This window comes from Pseudomonas sp. WJP1 (assembly GCF_028471945.1).
GTDB lineage: Bacteria > Pseudomonadota > Gammaproteobacteria > Pseudomonadales > Pseudomonadaceae > Aquipseudomonas.
The window spans coordinates 719,727-740,399 of sequence record NZ_CP110128.1; the positions used below are offsets into that span (position 1 = coordinate 719,727).

At 56.6% G+C, this 20,673-nt stretch carries 3 protein-coding genes, 2 tRNA genes and 6 rRNA genes; all 11 read left to right on the forward strand.

The features are described from left to right. The first annotated feature begins 460 nt into the window (after window positions 1-460). Window positions 461-1,997: ribosomal RNA gene (locus tag OH720_RS03230) — 16S ribosomal RNA — on the forward strand. Between the two features lie 80 nt (window positions 1,998-2,077). Beyond that, window positions 2,078-2,154 (forward strand) — tRNA-Ile (locus OH720_RS03235). Window positions 2,155-2,164: 10 nt separating this feature from the next. Next, window positions 2,165-2,240: transfer RNA gene (locus OH720_RS03240), tRNA-Ala, on the forward strand. A gap of 239 nt (window positions 2,241-2,479) precedes the next feature. After that, window positions 2,480-5,371: ribosomal RNA gene (locus tag OH720_RS03245) — 23S ribosomal RNA — on the forward strand. 149 nt (window positions 5,372-5,520) lie between these two features. Next, window positions 5,521-5,636, forward strand: a 5S ribosomal RNA gene (rrf, locus tag OH720_RS03250). Between the two features lie 482 nt (window positions 5,637-6,118). Further along, window positions 6,119-7,655, forward strand: a 16S ribosomal RNA gene (locus OH720_RS03255). Between the two features lie 327 nt (window positions 7,656-7,982). Continuing rightward, window positions 7,983-10,876 (forward strand): 23S ribosomal RNA (locus OH720_RS03260). 155 nt (window positions 10,877-11,031) lie between these two features. Further along, window positions 11,032-11,147 (forward strand): 5S ribosomal RNA (gene rrf / locus OH720_RS03265). The 16S, 23S and 5S rRNA genes sit together here with 2 tRNA genes alongside, the layout of an rRNA operon. Before the next feature lie 244 nt (window positions 11,148-11,391). Continuing rightward, window positions 11,392-14,844 (forward strand): exodeoxyribonuclease V subunit gamma, encoded by a 3,453-nt coding sequence (gene recC, locus OH720_RS03270; RefSeq protein ID WP_272604545.1) that lies wholly within the window; start codon window positions 11,392-11,394, stop codon window positions 14,842-14,844. Continuing rightward, the gene (gene recB, locus OH720_RS03275; RefSeq protein WP_272604546.1) at window positions 14,841-18,533 is read left to right on the forward strand and encodes an exodeoxyribonuclease V subunit beta; all 3,693 of its coding nucleotides are present in this window, start codon (window positions 14,841-14,843) and stop codon (window positions 18,531-18,533) included. Before recC ends, recB begins: the two co-directional genes overlap by 4 nt. After that, on the forward strand, window positions 18,530-20,629 hold the full coding sequence (recD, locus tag OH720_RS03280; protein ID WP_272604547.1) for an exodeoxyribonuclease V subunit alpha: 2,100 nt from the start codon (window positions 18,530-18,532) through the stop codon (window positions 20,627-20,629). Before recB ends, recD begins: the two co-directional genes overlap by 4 nt. Window positions 20,630-20,673: the final 44 nt, after the last annotated feature.

A 20,673-nucleotide genomic window follows, 5' to 3' on the forward strand; every position in this document is an offset into this window, starting at 1 on the left:
GCCTATAATTCGCCCCACTTCCGGCGCAGTCGAAACGGAAAACTCCTTGGTAAACAATGAGTTACGCAGTTTTTGGCAGCAGGTTGCTTCAGTTCATCGAAGCCAGAAGGAAGTTGAAAAAGAGGTGTTGACAGCAGCGTGTAACGCTGTAGAATTCGCCTCCCGCTGACGAGAGATCTGAAGCGCAAGTGGTTGAAGTTGTTAAGGATTCCTTGAAAACTTCTGAAAAATATCACTTGACAGCAAATGAGGCTGCTGTAGAATGCGCGCCTCGGTTGAGACGAAAGATCTTAACCAACCGCTCTTTAACAACTGAATCAAGCAATTCGTGTGGGTGCTTGTGGAGTCAGACTGCTAGTCAACAGATTATCAGCATCACAAGTTACTCCGCGAGAAATCAAAGATGTAACCAACGATTGCTGAGCCAAGTTTAGGGTTTTCTCAAAACCCAAAGATGTTTGAACTGAAGAGTTTGATCATGGCTCAGATTGAACGCTGGCGGCAGGCCTAACACATGCAAGTCGAGCGGATGAAGAGAGCTTGCTCTCTGATTCAGCGGCGGACGGGTGAGTAATGCCTAGGAATCTGCCTGGTAGTGGGGGACAACGTTTCGAAAGGAACGCTAATACCGCATACGTCCTACGGGAGAAAGCAGGGGACCTTCGGGCCTTGCGCTATCAGATGAGCCTAGGTCGGATTAGCTAGTTGGTGAGGTAATGGCTCACCAAGGCGACGATCCGTAACTGGTCTGAGAGGATGATCAGTCACACTGGAACTGAGACACGGTCCAGACTCCTACGGGAGGCAGCAGTGGGGAATATTGGACAATGGGCGAAAGCCTGATCCAGCCATGCCGCGTGTGTGAAGAAGGTCTTCGGATTGTAAAGCACTTTAAGTTGGGAGGAAGGGCAGTAAATTAATACTTTGCTGTTTTGACGTTACCGACAGAATAAGCACCGGCTAACTCTGTGCCAGCAGCCGCGGTAATACAGAGGGTGCAAGCGTTAATCGGAATTACTGGGCGTAAAGCGCGCGTAGGTGGTTTGTTAAGTTGGATGTGAAAGCCCCGGGCTCAACCTGGGAACTGCATTCAAAACTGACAAGCTAGAGTATGGTAGAGGGTGGTGGAATTTCCTGTGTAGCGGTGAAATGCGTAGATATAGGAAGGAACACCAGTGGCGAAGGCGACCACCTGGACTGATACTGACACTGAGGTGCGAAAGCGTGGGGAGCAAACAGGATTAGATACCCTGGTAGTCCACGCCGTAAACGATGTCAACTAGCCGTTGGGAGCCTTGAGCTCTTAGTGGCGCAGCTAACGCATTAAGTTGACCGCCTGGGGAGTACGGCCGCAAGGTTAAAACTCAAATGAATTGACGGGGGCCCGCACAAGCGGTGGAGCATGTGGTTTAATTCGAAGCAACGCGAAGAACCTTACCAGGCCTTGACATCCAATGAACTTTCCAGAGATGGATTGGTGCCTTCGGGAACATTGAGACAGGTGCTGCATGGCTGTCGTCAGCTCGTGTCGTGAGATGTTGGGTTAAGTCCCGTAACGAGCGCAACCCTTGTCCTTAGTTACCAGCACGTAATGGTGGGCACTCTAAGGAGACTGCCGGTGACAAACCGGAGGAAGGTGGGGATGACGTCAAGTCATCATGGCCCTTACGGCCTGGGCTACACACGTGCTACAATGGTCGGTACAGAGGGTTGCCAAGCCGCGAGGTGGAGCTAATCCCATAAAACCGATCGTAGTCCGGATCGCAGTCTGCAACTCGACTGCGTGAAGTCGGAATCGCTAGTAATCGCGAATCAGAATGTCGCGGTGAATACGTTCCCGGGCCTTGTACACACCGCCCGTCACACCATGGGAGTGGGTTGCACCAGAAGTAGCTAGTCTAACCTTCGGGGGGACGGTTACCACGGTGTGATTCATGACTGGGGTGAAGTCGTAACAAGGTAGCCGTAGGGGAACCTGCGGCTGGATCACCTCCTTAATCGACGACTCAGCTGCTTCATGAGCTCCCACACGAATTGCTTGATTCATTGAAGAAGACGATAGAAGCAGCACGAAATTGGGTCTGTAGCTCAGTTGGTTAGAGCGCACCCCTGATAAGGGTGAGGTCGGCAGTTCGAATCTGCCCAGACCCACCAATTTTGTTATGGGGCCATAGCTCAGCTGGGAGAGCGCCTGCCTTGCACGCAGGAGGTCAGCGGTTCGATCCCGCTTGGCTCCACCATTAACTGCTTCGAAGTTTGAGAGTTTAGAAATGAATATTCCGCGGTGAATATTGATTTCTAGTCTTTTGATTAGATCGTTCTTTAAAAATTTGGGTATGTGATAGAAAGATAGACTGAACGTTACTTTCACTGGTAACGGATCAGGCTAAGGTAAAATTTGTGAGTTCTCTTAATTGAGAAATTCGAATTTTCGGCGAATGTCGTCTTCATAGTATAACCAGATTGCTTGGGGTTATATGGTCAAGTGAAGAAGCGCATACGGTGGATGCCTTGGCAGTCAGAGGCGATGAAAGACGTGGTAGCCTGCGAAAAGCTTCGGGGAGTCGGCAAACAGACTTTGATCCGGAGATGTCTGAATGGGGGAACCCAGCCATCATAAGATGGTTATCTTGTACTGAATACATAGGTGCAAGAGGCGAACCAGGGGAACTGAAACATCTAAGTACCCTGAGGAAAAGAAATCAACCGAGATTCCCTTAGTAGTGGCGAGCGAACGGGGACTAGCCCTTAAGTGGCTTTGAGATTAGCGGAACGCTCTGGAAAGTGCGGCCATAGTGGGTGATAGCCCTGTACGCGAAAATCTCTTAGTCATGAAATCGAGTAGGACGGAGCACGAGAAACTTTGTCTGAATATGGGGGGACCATCCTCCAAGGCTAAATACTACTGACTGACCGATAGTGAACTAGTACCGTGAGGGAAAGGCGAAAAGAACCCCGGAGAGGGGAGTGAAATAGATCCTGAAACCGTATGCGTACAAGCAGTGGGAGCCCACTTTGTTGGGTGACTGCGTACCTTTTGTATAATGGGTCAGCGACTTATTTTCAGTGGCGAGCTTAACCGAATAGGGGAGGCGTAGCGAAAGCGAGTCTTAATAGGGCGTCTAGTCGCTGGGAATAGACCCGAAACCGGGCGATCTATCCATGGGCAGGTTGAAGGTTAGGTAACACTGACTGGAGGACCGAACCGACTACCGTTGAAAAGTTAGCGGATGACCTGTGGATCGGAGTGAAAGGCTAATCAAGCTCGGAGATAGCTGGTTCTCCTCGAAAGCTATTTAGGTAGCGCCTCATGTATCACTGTAGGGGGTAGAGCACTGTTTCGGCTAGGGGGTCATCCCGACTTACCAAACCGATGCAAACTCCGAATACCTACAAGTGCCGAGCATGGGAGACACACGGCGGGTGCTAACGTCCGTCGTGAAAAGGGAAACAACCCAGACCGTCAGCTAAGGTCCCAAAGTTATGGTTAAGTGGGAAACGATGTGGGAAGGCTTAGACAGCTAGGAGGTTGGCTTAGAAGCAGCCACCCTTTAAAGAAAGCGTAATAGCTCACTAGTCGAGTCGGCCTGCGCGGAAGATGTAACGGGGCTCAAACCATACACCGAAGCTACGGGTATCACTTAGGTGATGCGGTAGAGGAGCGTTCTGTAAGCCTGTGAAGGTGAGTTGAGAAGCTTGCTGGAGGTATCAGAAGTGCGAATGCTGACATGAGTAACGACAATGGGTGTGAAAAACACCCACGCCGAAAGACCAAGGTTTCCTGCGCAACGTTAATCGACGCAGGGTTAGTCGGTCCCTAAGGCGAGGCTGAAAAGCGTAGTCGATGGAAAACAGGTTAATATTCCTGTACTTCTGGTTATTGCGATGGAGGGACGGAGAAGGCTAGGCCAGCTTGGCGTTGGTTGTCCAAGTTTAAGGTGGTAGGCTGGGATCTTAGGTAAATCCGGGATTCTAAGGCCGAGAGCTGATGACGAGTTACCCTTTGGGTGACGAAGTGGTTGATGCCATGCTTCCAAGAAAAGCTTCTAAGCTTCAGGTAACCAGGAACCGTACCCCAAACCGACACAGGTGGTTGGGTAGAGAATACCAAGGCGCTTGAGAGAACTCGGGTGAAGGAACTAGGCAAAATGGCACCGTAACTTCGGGAGAAGGTGCGCCGGTGAGGGTGAAGCATTTACTGCGTAAGCCCACGCCGGTCGAAGATACCAGGCCGCTGCGACTGTTTATTAAAAACACAGCACTCTGCAAACACGAAAGTGGACGTATAGGGTGTGACGCCTGCCCGGTGCCGGAAGGTTAATTGATGGGGTTAGCTAACGCGAAGCTCTTGATCGAAGCCCCGGTAAACGGCGGCCGTAACTATAACGGTCCTAAGGTAGCGAAATTCCTTGTCGGGTAAGTTCCGACCTGCACGAATGGCGTAACGATGGCGGCGCTGTCTCCACCCGAGACTCAGTGAAATTGAAATCGCTGTGAAGATGCAGTGTATCCGCGGCTAGACGGAAAGACCCCGTGAACCTTTACTATAGCTTTGCACTGGACTTTGAATTTGCTTGTGTAGGATAGGTGGGAGGCTTTGAAGCGTGGACGCCAGTTCGCGTGGAGCCATCCTTGAAATACCACCCTGGCAACTTTGAGGTTCTAACTCAGGTCCGTTATCCGGATCGAGGACAGTGTATGGTGGGTAGTTTGACTGGGGCGGTCTCCTCCTAAAGAGTAACGGAGGAGTACGAAGGTGCGCTCAGACCGGTCGGAAATCGGTCGTAGAGTATAAAGGCAAAAGCGCGCTTGACTGCGAGACAGACACGTCGAGCAGGTACGAAAGTAGGTCTTAGTGATCCGGTGGTTCTGTATGGAAGGGCCATCGCTCAACGGATAAAAGGTACTCCGGGGATAACAGGCTGATACCGCCCAAGAGTTCATATCGACGGCGGTGTTTGGCACCTCGATGTCGGCTCATCACATCCTGGGGCTGAAGCCGGTCCCAAGGGTATGGCTGTTCGCCATTTAAAGTGGTACGCGAGCTGGGTTTAGAACGTCGTGAGACAGTTCGGTCCCTATCTGCCGTGGACGTTTGAGATTTGAGAGGGGCTGCTCCTAGTACGAGAGGACCGGAGTGGACGAACCTCTGGTGTTCCGGTTGTCACGCCAGTGGCATTGCCGGGTAGCTATGTTCGGAATAGATAACCGCTGAAAGCATCTAAGCGGGAAACTAGCCTCAAGATGAGATCTCACTGGGACCTTGAGTCCCCTGAAGGGCCGTCGAAGACTACGACGTTGATAGGTTGGGTGTGTAAGCGCTGTGAGGCGTTGAGCTAACCAATACTAATTGCCCGTGAGGCTTGACCATATAACACCCAAGCAATTTGACTACTCGAAAGAGCATCAGATTGCGGTGTGTGAAGACGCAATGAACCGAAAGTTCGATAACACACAAATCTATTACATACCCAATTTGCTGAAGCGAGGCCCTCTGGCCACGACTCGGTACCCGAATTTCTTGACGACCATAGAGCGTTGGAACCACCTGATCCCATCCCGAACTCAGAAGTGAAACGATGCATCGCCGATGGTAGTGTGGGGTTTCCCCATGTGAGAGTAGGTCATCGTCAAGATTAAATTCCAAAACCCCTATCTGCGTATGCAGGTAGGGGTTTTGTTTTTGTATAAGTACAAGCTTTGTATAAAGCTTGTGCTGCTAACCAAGTCGTTTACCTGGTTAGTGATTCGGTTCTCTCAATCGAAAGAAGCAGGAATTAAGGTGTTGACAGCAGCGTGTAACGCTGTAGAATTCGCCTCCCGCTGATGAGAGATCTGAAGCGCAAGTGGTTGAAGTTGTTAAGGATTCCTTGAAAACTTCTGAAAAATATCACTTGACAGCAAATGAGGCTGCTGTAGAATGCGCGCCTCGGTTGAGACGAAAGATCTTAACCAACCGCTCTTTAACAACTGAATCAAGCAATTCGTGTGGGTGCTTGTGGAGTCAGACTGCTAGTCAACAGATTATCAGCATCACAAGTTACTCCGCGAGAAATCAAAGATGTAACCAACGATTGCTGAGCCAAGTTTAGGGTTTTCTCAAAACCCAAAGATGTTTGAACTGAAGAGTTTGATCATGGCTCAGATTGAACGCTGGCGGCAGGCCTAACACATGCAAGTCGAGCGGATGAAGAGAGCTTGCTCTCTGATTCAGCGGCGGACGGGTGAGTAATGCCTAGGAATCTGCCTGGTAGTGGGGGACAACGTTTCGAAAGGAACGCTAATACCGCATACGTCCTACGGGAGAAAGCAGGGGACCTTCGGGCCTTGCGCTATCAGATGAGCCTAGGTCGGATTAGCTAGTTGGTGAGGTAATGGCTCACCAAGGCGACGATCCGTAACTGGTCTGAGAGGATGATCAGTCACACTGGAACTGAGACACGGTCCAGACTCCTACGGGAGGCAGCAGTGGGGAATATTGGACAATGGGCGAAAGCCTGATCCAGCCATGCCGCGTGTGTGAAGAAGGTCTTCGGATTGTAAAGCACTTTAAGTTGGGAGGAAGGGCAGTAAATTAATACTTTGCTGTTTTGACGTTACCGACAGAATAAGCACCGGCTAACTCTGTGCCAGCAGCCGCGGTAATACAGAGGGTGCAAGCGTTAATCGGAATTACTGGGCGTAAAGCGCGCGTAGGTGGTTTGTTAAGTTGGATGTGAAAGCCCCGGGCTCAACCTGGGAACTGCATTCAAAACTGACAAGCTAGAGTATGGTAGAGGGTGGTGGAATTTCCTGTGTAGCGGTGAAATGCGTAGATATAGGAAGGAACACCAGTGGCGAAGGCGACCACCTGGACTGATACTGACACTGAGGTGCGAAAGCGTGGGGAGCAAACAGGATTAGATACCCTGGTAGTCCACGCCGTAAACGATGTCAACTAGCCGTTGGGAGCCTTGAGCTCTTAGTGGCGCAGCTAACGCATTAAGTTGACCGCCTGGGGAGTACGGCCGCAAGGTTAAAACTCAAATGAATTGACGGGGGCCCGCACAAGCGGTGGAGCATGTGGTTTAATTCGAAGCAACGCGAAGAACCTTACCAGGCCTTGACATCCAATGAACTTTCCAGAGATGGATTGGTGCCTTCGGGAACATTGAGACAGGTGCTGCATGGCTGTCGTCAGCTCGTGTCGTGAGATGTTGGGTTAAGTCCCGTAACGAGCGCAACCCTTGTCCTTAGTTACCAGCACGTAATGGTGGGCACTCTAAGGAGACTGCCGGTGACAAACCGGAGGAAGGTGGGGATGACGTCAAGTCATCATGGCCCTTACGGCCTGGGCTACACACGTGCTACAATGGTCGGTACAGAGGGTTGCCAAGCCGCGAGGTGGAGCTAATCCCATAAAACCGATCGTAGTCCGGATCGCAGTCTGCAACTCGACTGCGTGAAGTCGGAATCGCTAGTAATCGCGAATCAGAATGTCGCGGTGAATACGTTCCCGGGCCTTGTACACACCGCCCGTCACACCATGGGAGTGGGTTGCACCAGAAGTAGCTAGTCTAACCTTCGGGGGGACGGTTACCACGGTGTGATTCATGACTGGGGTGAAGTCGTAACAAGGTAGCCGTAGGGGAACCTGCGGCTGGATCACCTCCTTAATCGACGACTCAGCTGCTTCATGAGCTCCCACACGAATTGCTTGATTCATTGAAGAAGACGAAAAGGTCGTTTCCATCTGGAAATGGCTGTTTTGTTTTAAAGCTTAGAAATGAGCATTCCATCGGTTCGATGGTGAATGTTGATTTCTAGTCTTTGACTAGTTCGTTCTTTAAAAATTTGGGTATGTGATAGAAAGATAGACTGAACGTTACTTTCACTGGTAACGGATCAGGCTAAGGTAAAATTTGTGAGTTCTCTTAATTGAGAAATTCGAATTTTCGGCGAATGTCGTCTTCATAGTATAACCAGATTGCTTGGGGTTATATGGTCAAGTGAAGAAGCGCATACGGTGGATGCCTTGGCAGTCAGAGGCGATGAAAGACGTGGTAGCCTGCGAAAAGCTTCGGGGAGTCGGCAAACAGACTTTGATCCGGAGATGTCTGAATGGGGGAACCCAGCCATCATAAGATGGTTATCTTGTACTGAATACATAGGTGCAAGAGGCGAACCAGGGGAACTGAAACATCTAAGTACCCTGAGGAAAAGAAATCAACCGAGATTCCCTTAGTAGTGGCGAGCGAACGGGGACTAGCCCTTAAGTGGCTTTGAGATTAGCGGAACGCTCTGGAAAGTGCGGCCATAGTGGGTGATAGCCCTGTACGCGAAAATCTCTTAGTCATGAAATCGAGTAGGACGGAGCACGAGAAACTTTGTCTGAATATGGGGGGACCATCCTCCAAGGCTAAATACTACTGACTGACCGATAGTGAACTAGTACCGTGAGGGAAAGGCGAAAAGAACCCCGGAGAGGGGAGTGAAATAGATCCTGAAACCGTATGCGTACAAGCAGTGGGAGCCTACTTTGTTAGGTGACTGCGTACCTTTTGTATAATGGGTCAGCGACTTATTTTCAGTGGCGAGCTTAACCGAATAGGGGAGGCGTAGCGAAAGCGAGTCTTAATAGGGCGTCTAGTCGCTGGGAATAGACCCGAAACCGGGCGATCTATCCATGGGCAGGTTGAAGGTTAGGTAACACTGACTGGAGGACCGAACCGACTACCGTTGAAAAGTTAGCGGATGACCTGTGGATCGGAGTGAAAGGCTAATCAAGCTCGGAGATAGCTGGTTCTCCTCGAAAGCTATTTAGGTAGCGCCTCATGTATCACTGTAGGGGGTAGAGCACTGTTTCGGCTAGGGGGTCATCCCGACTTACCAAACCGATGCAAACTCCGAATACCTACAAGTGCCGAGCATGGGAGACACACGGCGGGTGCTAACGTCCGTCGTGAAAAGGGAAACAACCCAGACCGTCAGCTAAGGTCCCAAAGTTATGGTTAAGTGGGAAACGATGTGGGAAGGCTTAGACAGCTAGGAGGTTGGCTTAGAAGCAGCCACCCTTTAAAGAAAGCGTAATAGCTCACTAGTCGAGTCGGCCTGCGCGGAAGATGTAACGGGGCTCAAACCATACACCGAAGCTACGGGTATCATCTTCGGATGATGCGGTAGAGGAGCGTTCTGTAAGCCTGTGAAGGTGAGTTGAGAAGCTTGCTGGAGGTATCAGAAGTGCGAATGCTGACATGAGTAACGACAATGGGTGTGAAAAACACCCACGCCGAAAGACCAAGGTTTCCTGCGCAACGTTAATCGACGCAGGGTTAGTCGGTCCCTAAGGCGAGGCTGAAAAGCGTAGTCGATGGAAAACAGGTTAATATTCCTGTACTTCTGGTTATTGCGATGGAGGGACGGAGAAGGCTAGGCCAGCTTGGCGTTGGTTGTCCAAGTTTAAGGTGGTAGGCTGGAATCTTAGGTAAATCCGGGATTCTAAGGCCGAGAGCTGATGACGAGTTACCTTTTAGGTGACGAAGTGGTTGATGCCATGCTTCCAAGAAAAGCTTCTAAGCTTCAGGTAACCAGGAACCGTACCCCAAACCGACACAGGTGGTTGGGTAGAGAATACCAAGGCGCTTGAGAGAACTCGGGTGAAGGAACTAGGCAAAATGGCACCGTAACTTCGGGAGAAGGTGCGCCGGTGAGGGTGAAGCACTTGCTGCGTAAGCCCACGCCGGTCGAAGATACCAGGCCGCTGCGACTGTTTATTAAAAACACAGCACTCTGCAAACACGAAAGTGGACGTATAGGGTGTGACGCCTGCCCGGTGCCGGAAGGTTAATTGATGGGGTTAGCTAACGCGAAGCTCTTGATCGAAGCCCCGGTAAACGGCGGCCGTAACTATAACGGTCCTAAGGTAGCGAAATTCCTTGTCGGGTAAGTTCCGACCTGCACGAATGGCGTAACGATGGCGGCGCTGTCTCCACCCGAGACTCAGTGAAATTGAAATCGCTGTGAAGATGCAGTGTATCCGCGGCTAGACGGAAAGACCCCGTGAACCTTTACTATAGCTTTGCACTGGACTTTGAATTTGCTTGTGTAGGATAGGTGGGAGGCTTTGAAGCGTGGACGCCAGTTCGCGTGGAGCCATCCTTGAAATACCACCCTGGCAACTTTGAGGTTCTAACTCAGGTCCGTTATCCGGATCGAGGACAGTGTATGGTGGGTAGTTTGACTGGGGCGGTCTCCTCCTAAAGAGTAACGGAGGAGTACGAAGGTGCGCTCAGACCGGTCGGAAATCGGTCGTAGAGTATAAAGGCAAAAGCGCGCTTGACTGCGAGACAGACACGTCGAGCAGGTACGAAAGTAGGTCTTAGTGATCCGGTGGTTCTGTATGGAAGGGCCATCGCTCAACGGATAAAAGGTACTCCGGGGATAACAGGCTGATACCGCCCAAGAGTTCATATCGACGGCGGTGTTTGGCACCTCGATGTCGGCTCATCACATCCTGGGGCTGAAGCCGGTCCCAAGGGTATGGCTGTTCGCCATTTAAAGTGGTACGCGAGCTGGGTTTAGAACGTCGTGAGACAGTTCGGTCCCTATCTGCCGTGGACGTTTGAGATTTGAGAGGGGCTGCTCCTAGTACGAGAGGACCGGAGTGGACGAACCTCTGGTGTTCCGGTTGTCACGCCAGTGGCATTGCCGGGTAGCTATGTTCGGAATAGATAACCGCTGAAAGCATCTAAGCGGGAAACTAGCCTCAAGATGAGATCTCACTGGGACCTTGAGTCCCCTGAAGGGCCGTCGAAGACTACGACGTTGATAGGTTGGGTGTGTAAGCGCTGTGAGGCGTTGAGCTAACCAATACTAATTGCCCGTGAGGCTTGACCATATAACACCCAAGCAATTTGACTACTCGAAAGAGCATCAGATTGCGGTGTGTGAAGACGAAACGAACCGAAAGTTCGAATCTCACAAAACACCGAGCTATCACATACCCAATTTGCTGAAGCGAGGCCCTCTGGCCACGACTCAGTACCCGAATTTCTTGACGACCATAGAGCGTTGGAACCACCTGATCCCATCCCGAACTCAGAAGTGAAACGATGCATCGCCGATGGTAGTGTGGGGTTTCCCCATGTGAGAGTAGGTCATCGTCAAGATTAAATTCCAAAACCCCTATCTGCGCATGCAGGTAGGGGTTTTGTCTTTCTGGCCAATCGCTAACCCACCTCTGTGGGAGCGAGCCTGCTCGCGATGGTCGTCAACGATGACGCGGGAGGCCTGATCCCCCGCGGCGATCTCAGGTTCTTCGCGAGCATGCTCGCTCCTACCCCCCCAACAATGAAGCCAATCGCCTTCAATGTTAAAGTCCTCCCTCGATTTGCGCTTTCCAAGGAAGCCTTTATGCCGGACGCAACGTCCCTCAGTGCTGGTTTTATGGTGGTCCATGGCAATCGCCTGGACGAGTTACGCAGCCTGGTAGTGAGCTGGATGCGGCGCTACCCGCTGGCTCCCCTGGAAAATGAAATCGCCCTGGTGCAGAGCAACGGCATCGCGCAATGGCTGAAGCTGGCACTGGCAGAAGACGCTGAAGATGACGACATGGGCGGCTGCGGAATCGCCGCCGCCATCGATGTGCAGCTCCCCGGCAGTTTTATGTGGCAGCTCTACCGGATGGTCCTGGGCCGCGACGAAATCCCGGCCAAGTCGCTGCTGGATAAAGCCCCCCTGACTTGGCGCCTGATGCGGCTGTTGCCACAGTTGATCAATCAGCCGCACTTCGAGCCGCTACAGCGGTTTCTTACCCATGACCCCGATTTGCGCAAACGCTATCAACTGGCAGAACGACTGGCGGATCTGTTCGACCAGTACCAGGTGTACCGCGCCGATTGGCTCGAAGACTGGGCGCAAGGTCGTCACCAGCTACGTAACGGCAGGGGCGAAGCCAAGCCGCTGACCGCGGCCAATGCCTGGCAGGCAGAGTTGTGGCGCGCACTGTTGCTGGATGTCGGTGAAGAAGGGATGGCGCAAAGCCGGGCCGGCGTGCATCAGCGGTTTATCGAGCGCATCAACAGCCTCGACGTCGCGCCGAGCGGTTTACCGTCCCGGGTCATCGTGTTCGGCATTTCCTCGCTACCCGCTCAAGCCCTTGAGGCCCTGGCCGGGCTGGCTCGGTTCAGCCAGGTTCTGCTGTGCGTGCACAACCCCTGCCGTCACCATTGGGCGGACATCGTCGCCGACAAAGACCTGTTGCGCCATCAATACAAACGTCAGGCCCGCAAGAGCGGCATGCCCGGCGTGCTCGACCCGCAGACCCTGCATCAACACGCCCATCCGTTACTGGCCGCATGGGGCAAGCAGGGGCGGGACTACATCAACCTGCTCGATAGCTACGACGACCCCAACAGCTATCGTTCGGCGTTTCGCGACGGGCGCATCGACCTGTTCAGTGACAGCCAGCCGCTGCACATGCTCAACCAGTTGCAGGACGACATCCTTGAGTTGCGCCCACTGGGCGAAACCCGCGACTACTGGCCGGCCGTGGACCTGCAGAAAGACACGTCGATCCGTTTCCACATTGCCCACAGCGCCCAGCGCGAAGTGGAGATCCTGCACGATCAGTTGCTCGCGCGCTTCAGCGCCGACCCGCTATTGCGGCCCCGGGATGTGATTGTCATGGTCCCGGACATCGATGCCTATGCCCCGCACATTCGCGCGGTGTTCGGCCAGCTGGAGCGCCACGATCCGCGCTTCGTACCCTTCACCCTCGCAGACCAGGGGCAGCGCGGCCGTGATCCGCTGTTGATCGCGGTGGAGCATCTACTCAAGCTGCCGGACAGCCGTTTCCCGGTCAGCGAGATTCTCGACCTGCTGGACGTGCCCGCGCTCCGGGAGCGCTTCGGCGTAGAGGAACGCGACCTGCCAACCCTGCACCGCTGGATCGAAGGAGCAGGCATCCGCTGGGGAATGAATGCCGAGCAGCGTGCAGGCCTGGGCCTGCCTGAAGCGTTGGAGCAAAACAGTTGGCGTTTTGGCCTGCGGCGGATGTTGCTCGGGTACGCCGTTGGCAGTTCCGGTGCCTGTGGCGGCATCGAACCCTACGACGAGATCGGTGGTCTGGATGCTGCCCTCATAGGCCCGCTGGTTGCGCTGCTGGATGCGCTGGAAATTGCCCACCACGAGCTCTCTCGACCGGCCTCGCCCCAGCAATGGAGCCTGCGCTTGCAGGCATTGGTGGCCCTGTTCTTCCGGGCCAGTAACGAGCACGACGAGTATTTGCTGACGCAGCTGGAAACGTTGCGTGAAACCTGGCTGGAGAACTGTGAGTCAGTGGGCTTGCACGACGAACTGCCGCTGACCGTGGTCCGTGAAGCCTGGCTGGCCGGGCTCGATCAGGGGCGGTTGTCCCAGCGTTTTCTGGCCGGAGCGGTTAACTTCTGTACCTTGATGCCCATGCGCGCCATCCCGTTCAAACTGGTGTGTCTGCTGGGGATGAACGATGGCGACTACCCGCGGGCACAGCCGCCACTGGACTTCGACCTCATGGGCAGCGACTACCGCCCCGGCGATCGCTCGCGGCGTGAGGATGACCGCTACTTGCTGCTGGAGGCCTTGTTGTCTGCACGCGATCAACTCTATGTGAGCTGGGTCGGTCGCAGCATTCGCGATAACAGCGAGCGCCCGGCATCGGTGTTGATCGGCCAGCTCCGTGACCACCTGGCCAGCGGTTGGCGATCGGACGATGCCGAGCAAGACTTGCTTGAGTCCATGACCCAGGAGCATCCGCTGCAACCCTTCAGTGCCCGTTACTTCCATCAGGGCGATGTCCTGTTCAGCTATGCCAGTGAGTGGCAGGTACTCCATCAAGCCAGTGGGCCAGCGCCTGGCCACGCGATACTCGATGCCCACGTCCAGGAGGAGCCGCTGAGTCTTGGGCAGCTGCAGGATTTCCTGCGCAACCCGGTGCGGCATTTCTTCAGCCAGCGATTGAAAGTGTTCTTTGAAGCGGCCGAAGCGCCTTTGGCCGATGAAGAACCCTTTGTCCTCGATGCCTTGCAACGCTATGGCCTGAGCGACAGTTTGCTCGGCGCGGCACTGGCAGATCTGGATAACAGCGACCGGGTGCTGGAGGCGCACGCCAGTCGCCTGCAAAACAGTGGGCTGCTGCCCATGGCGGGATTTGGCGAATGCCTGCAGCGCGAGCTGATCGAACCCTTGCCGGATCTGCTTGCACGTTATCAACAGCTCCTGGCTTTGTGGCCAACCCCCCTGACCAGTGCCCTGCCAGTCAATCTGCAAGTGGATGACCTGCGTATCGAGGGCTGGCTCAGCGGCCTGCATCAGCGTGCTGACGGTGGCTTGCTGGCGGTCACGACGATCCCCAACAGCATCGGTTCGATCAAGGCCCGCAAATGGCATCGGCTGACACGGCCGTGGGTCAACCATCTGGTGGCGTGCGCCAGCGGCATGCCGATGACCACTGCCTTGGTGGCCAGTGACGACAGCTTGCTGCTCGACCCGATTGCACAGGACAGTGCCTTGCGCACCCTGGGTGATCTGTTGCAGGCCTGGCAATCAGGCATGCGCCAGCCGCTGCCGATTGCGGTCAAGACCGCCTTCGCCTGGCTTGGGCAAACCGATCCGGTCAAAGCCCAGGCCGCTGCCCGCAAGGCCTATGAGGGGGACGGTTTGACCACTGACGGTGAGCGCCGCGAAAGCGTGGCGCTCGCGCGGCAGTTCGCCGATTACGACGCCCTGGTCGCCGACGAGACGTTCGCCGATTGGTGCGACGCCCTGTATCGACCGCTGATCGAGGCCCCTTGGCGTTCAGTGTCCAGTGAGGAAAACCGCCCATGACCACCCAGACACCCTTGGCCCTGGCGTTCCCGCTGCGTGGCAGCCAACTGATCGAGGCCAGTGCCGGGACCGGCAAGACCTTCACCATTTCCGCACTCTACCTGCGCCTGGTCCTGGGCCATGGTGCAGACGCCAGTGGTTTCGGACGTGAGCTGCTGCCGCCACAGATCCTCGTGGTGACCTTTACCGATGCCGCCACCAAAGAGCTGCGCGAACGTATCCGTACTCGCCTGGCAGAAGCCGCGCGGTTTTTCCGCGACGAAACGCCGGCCCCCGACGGGCTGATCGACCAGTTGCGTGAACAATACGCACCCGAGCAGTGGCCCGGCTGCGCCAATCGCCTGGACATCGCCGCGCAGTGGATGGATGAGGCGGCGGTGTCGACCATCCACAGTTGGTGCCAGCGCATGTTGCGCGAGCACGCCTTTGACAGCGGCAGCCTGTTTACCCAGACCCTGGAAACCGACCACAGCGATCTGCTCGGTGAAGTCCTGCGCGACTACTGGCGGCTGTTCTGTTATCCGATGCAGGGCGATGCGTTGAACTGGGTGCGCAGCAATTGGGGCGGGCCCGCGGCCTTGTTGCCGCGAATCCGCGGGTTGTTCGCCAGTGAGCGCGACACCCTCAGCGATAAAGATCCGGCGCAGTTGATCAGCGAATGCCTGCAGGCGCGGCGAGCCGCCTTGCTCGAGCTCAAGAGGCCGTGGAGCCAGTGGGCCGACGAGTTGCTGGCCCTGTGTCACGAAGGTGTCGCCAGCAAGAGCGTCGACGGGCGCAAGATGCAGGCGCGGTATTTCGAGCCCTGGTTCGAGAAAATCAAAGCCTGGGCCGAAGACGAGTCCCTTGAGCAACTGGATATCGGTACCGGCTTCACGCGACTGACCCCTGACGGCATGGCCGAAGCCTGGAAGAAGGGCCCCGCCCCGGATCATCCGGGCCTGGACGCGATGCCCGCGCTAAAGGCCTGTCTCGATAGCTTGCCGACGCCCGATGCCGCCGTGCTGCAACACGCTGCCCATTGGGTGGGGGCGCGTTTCGAAGAGGAAAAGCGCCGTCGTGCGGAAATGGGCTTTGACGACATGTTGCTGCGCCTGGATGCGGCGCTGCAAAGCGATGGCGGCGAGCGCCTGGCGAGCTTGATCCGCGAACAGTTCCCGGTGGCGTTGATCGACGAATTCCAGGACACCGACCCGGTGCAGTACCGGATCTTCGAGAGCATCTACCGCATTGAAGACAACAGTCCCGAGAGCGGACTGTTCCTGATCGGCGACCCGAAGCAGGCGATCTACGCCTTCCGCGGCGCCGACATCTATACCTACCTGCGTGCCCGTCAGGCGACCACCGGCCGCCTGCATACCCTGGGCACCAACTTCCGTTCGAGCCATGGCATGGTCAGTGCCGTGAACCATGTGTTCGACTATGCCGAGTCTCGCGAGTCGGGGCGCGGGGCTTTTCTGTTCCGGGAAAAAAACGGCGACAACCCGGTGCCGTTCCTGCCTGTCGAGTCCCAGGGGCGCAAAGAAGTCCTGCGCATCAATCATCAGGCAGTACCGGCGTTGAACATCTGGCACTTGTCCGCCGAGCAGCCGATGTCCGGTGCGGTCTATCGCCAGCAACTGGCCGCCGCCTGCGCCAGTGAAATCACCGCCTTGCTCAACGGCGGGCAACAAGGCGTTGCCGGGCTCGTGCGTGACGACCAGGCGCTGAAAGGCCTGATGCCCTCGGACATTGCCATCCTCGTGCGCGACGGCAAGGAAGCCCAGGCGGTGCGTTCCGAGCTTGCTGCTCGAGGTGTGCGCAGCGTTTACCTGTCGGACAAGGACTCGGTGTTCGCCGCGCAGGAAGCCCACGACGTGCTGACCTGGCTCAAGGCTTGTGCCGAGCCGGACGTCGAGCGGCCACTGCGCGCTGCATTGGCCAGCATCACGCTGAACCTGTCGTTGGTCGAACTGGAACAGTTGAACCAGGACGAACTGGCCTGGGAAGCGCGAGTGATGCAGTTCCGCCATTATCGCGAACTCTGGCGCAAACAGGGTGTGTTGCCGATGCTGCGACGCTTGCTGCATGACTTCAGGCTGCCCCAGGCATTGATGGCGCGTAGCGATGGCGAGCGGGTGCTGACCAACCTGCTGCACCTGTCCGAATTGCTGCAACAGGCGGCCGCTGAACTTGACGGCGAGCAGGCCTTGATCCGGCATTTGTCCGAACACCTGGCCTTGTCGGGCCAGGCGGGGGAAGAGCAGATCCTGCGCCTGGAAAGCGATGAGCAACTGGTCAAGGTCGTGACCATCCACAAGTCCAAGGGGCTGGAGTACCCGTTGGTGTTCCTGCCGTTCATTTGCTCGGCCAAACCGGTGGATGGCAGCCGCCTGCCATTGCATTACCACGACGCCGCGGGCAAGGCCCAAGTGAGTTTGAACCCCACGGCCGAACTGATTGCCCTGGCCGATGACGAGCGTCTGGCCGAAGACCTGCGCCTGCTGTATGTGGCCCTGACCCGGGCGCAGCACGCCTGCTGGCTCGGTGTGGCGGATCTCAAGCGTGGTAACGGCAACAGTTCGGTGCTGCACCTGTCGGCACTGGGCTATCTGTTGGGCGGTGGTGCCTGCCTGAACGAGTCGGCGGGTTTGCTGGCCTGGTTGCGAGACCTGCAACAGGGCTGTCCGTCGATGGGCTATGGCGAAATTCCCGAGGCCACCACCGAGCACTACCATCCACCGCAGAATACCGCCGCGTTGCTGGCGCCGTTGACGGTGCAACGCAAGGCCAGTGAAAACTGGTGGATTGCCTCTTACAGCGCCTTGCGCATCGGCGACAGCCTGAGCATTGGCAGTGACCAGGCACCCGAAAGCCCGCAGGCACAGAAACTCTTCGATGACGAACGTCTCGACCCGCATGCCCCCCGGGAGATGGTGGCCGGTGGTGCCGATATCCATCGATTCCCCCGTGGCCCGAACCCGGGCACCTTTCTCCATGGCTTGCTCGAATGGGCAGGCAACGAAGGTTTCGCCGTCACCCCACAAGCCGTGGAAGATGCGATTGGCCGTCGCTGCAACCGCCGTGGCTGGGAAGGCTGGATCAGCACGCTGAGTGAATGGTTGCAGCATCTGCTCAAGTCGCCCTTGCCGCTGGGCAGCGACGAGGCTCCGGTGATATTCGGGCAGTTGGCCCAGTACCGGGTCGAGATGGAGTTCTGGTTCGCCAGCCACAAGGTCGATGTACTCAAGCTCGATGCCCTGGTGTGCCAATACACCCACAACGGCGTGCCGCGGGTGGCCGCCGAACCGGTGATGCTCAACGGCATGTTCAAGGGCTTCATCGACCTGACGTTCGAACATGACGGCCGCTACTACGTCGCCGACTACAAATCCAACTGGCTCGGGGTCGACGACGCGGCCTATACCGAGCAGGCCATGGAGCAGTCGATCCTCGACAACCGCTACGACCTGCAATACGTGCTGTACCTGCTGGCCCTGCATCGCCAGCTCAAGGCCCGGCTGGCCGATTACGATTACGACCGGCATGTCGGAGGGGCGCTGTACCTGTTCCTGCGCGGTACCCGTGCGCCAAGCCAGGGCGTATTTTTCGCCCGCCCGCCCCGGGCCTTGATCGAGCAACTAGACCGCCTGTTCCAAGGCAAGCCGGAGCCCAGGGTCGAACCCGCCTGGGAACAGGGAGTACTGCTATGAACCGTACCTTCGCCGATGTGCTGTCGACGCCACTGAGCGCCGACAGCCTGGCGCAACTCACCCCATTGAGTCGTGCCGAAGACTTGTTGCTGCTGCTCACGCGCTGGGTCGAGCGCGGCTGGTTGCGAGCACTGGACAAGGCCTTCGTCGGCTTTCTCCACGAGCTGGCCCCGGATGACGATCCGCTGGTGCTGCTGGCGGCGGCATTGACCAGTCACCAGTTGGGGCACGGGCATGTGTGCCTGGATCTGTTCGAGACCCTCAAGGAGCCCGATTTCGCCCTGTCGCTGCCACCGGAAGGCGACCTGCAAGGTGGCGCGATGTTGCTACCTTCGCAGCTGCTGGAAGGACTGGATGGCGCCCATTGGTGCAAGGCGCTGGCCGGCAGCAGCCTGGTTGCATTGGCTGCGGACGAGCGTGACAGCGTGCAACAGCGGCCCCTGGTGTTGGCCGGCAAGCGCCTGTACCTGCGGCGCTACTGGGCCTACGAGCGGCGTATCGACAATGCCTTGCGTGAGCGCCTTGCAGTGCATGAGAGCGCACCGGATGATTTGTTGCAGCGCCTGACGGGGCTGTTCGGTCCGGCCAGGCCCGGTGAGGTCATCGACTGGCAGAAACTCGCCTGCGCCCTGGCGACGCGCAGTGCTTTCAGCATCGTCACCGGCGGCCCGGGAACCGGCAAGACCACCACGGTGGTGCGCTTGCTCGCTTTACTCCAGGCCCCGGCGGTAGAGGCGGGCAAGCCGCTGCGCATTCGTCTTGCCGCGCCCACCGGCAAGGCCGCGGCGCGGCTGACCGAATCCATCAGTGCGCAAGTGCGCACGCTGAAAGTCTCTGAAGCCATCCGCGATAAAATTCCCTCTGATGTCACCACCGTGCACCGCCTGCTGGGCAGCCGTCCGGGGACGCGGCATTTCCGTCACCACGCCGGCAATCCCTTGCCGCTGGATGTTCTGGTGGTGGACGAAGCGTCGATGATCGACCTGGAAATGATGGCCAACCTGCTCGACGCACTGCCGGCTCATGCCCGCCTGGTGCTGCTGGGTGACAAGGACCAGCTGGCGTCGGTGGAGGCCGGTGCCGTGCTGGGCGATCTGTGTCGCGACGCCGAAGCGGGCTGGTATAGCCCGCAGACTCTCCACTGGCTGCAGGCCGTTAGTGGCGAAAGCCTGGACGCCAGCGGATTAGAAGAAGATACCCAAGGCACCCATCCGCTGGCCCAGCAGGTGGTGATGTTGCGCCACTCGCGGCGATTCGGCGAAGGCAGCGGCATTGGCCAGCTGGCCCGTTGGGTGAACCAGCAACAGCCTGCGCAAGCCAGGAAATTGTTGGCGGCGCGAAGCCACGACGATGTGTTCTGCCTGTCCCTGCGTAATGAACAGGACCGGGCGCTGGAGCGTCTGTTGCTCGAAGGTCACGGTGAGGGGCCGCAAGGTTACCGCTACTACTTGAGCCTGCTGCGCAACCAGCGTCCAGCAATCGATTGTCCCCTTGAAGACGCGCGTTGGACCGATTGGGCCCGGCAGGTGCTGCAGGCATTCGATGCCTTCCAGTTGTTGTGTGCCGTACGCAAAGGCCCTTGGGGCGTGGAAGGCTTGAACCAGCGGGTGACCGGCGCCTTGCTGAAGGCTCGGCTGATCGACAGCGACCAGCAGTGGTACGAAGGTCGGCCGGTGCTGATGACCCGCAATGATTACGGCCTGGGCTTGATGAATGGCGACATCGGCATTGCCCTCAAGCTTCCCGAGCGCGAGGGGCCCGAGGCCGGGAAACCGGTGCTGCGGGTAGCCTTCCCGAGGAACGACGGACAGGGCGGTGTGCGTTTTGTGTTGCCCAGCCGCCTGAATGATGTCGAGACCGTGTACGCCATGACCGTGCACAAGTCCCAGGGCTCGGAATTCGCCCACACCGCGTTGATCCTGCCCGACGCCCTGAACCCGGTGCTCACCAAGGAGCTGATCTACACCGGCATCACCCGGGCCAAGGACTGGTTCACATTGATCGAACCTCGCTCAGGCGTCTTCGAAGAGGCGGTGCGGCGTCGGGTCAAACGCTTGAGCGGTCTGATGCTGGAACTCAAGGAGGCGAGCGACTGACAGCGCTCGCAGCGCATCTGCCAAAAAGTGGACGATACACTTCA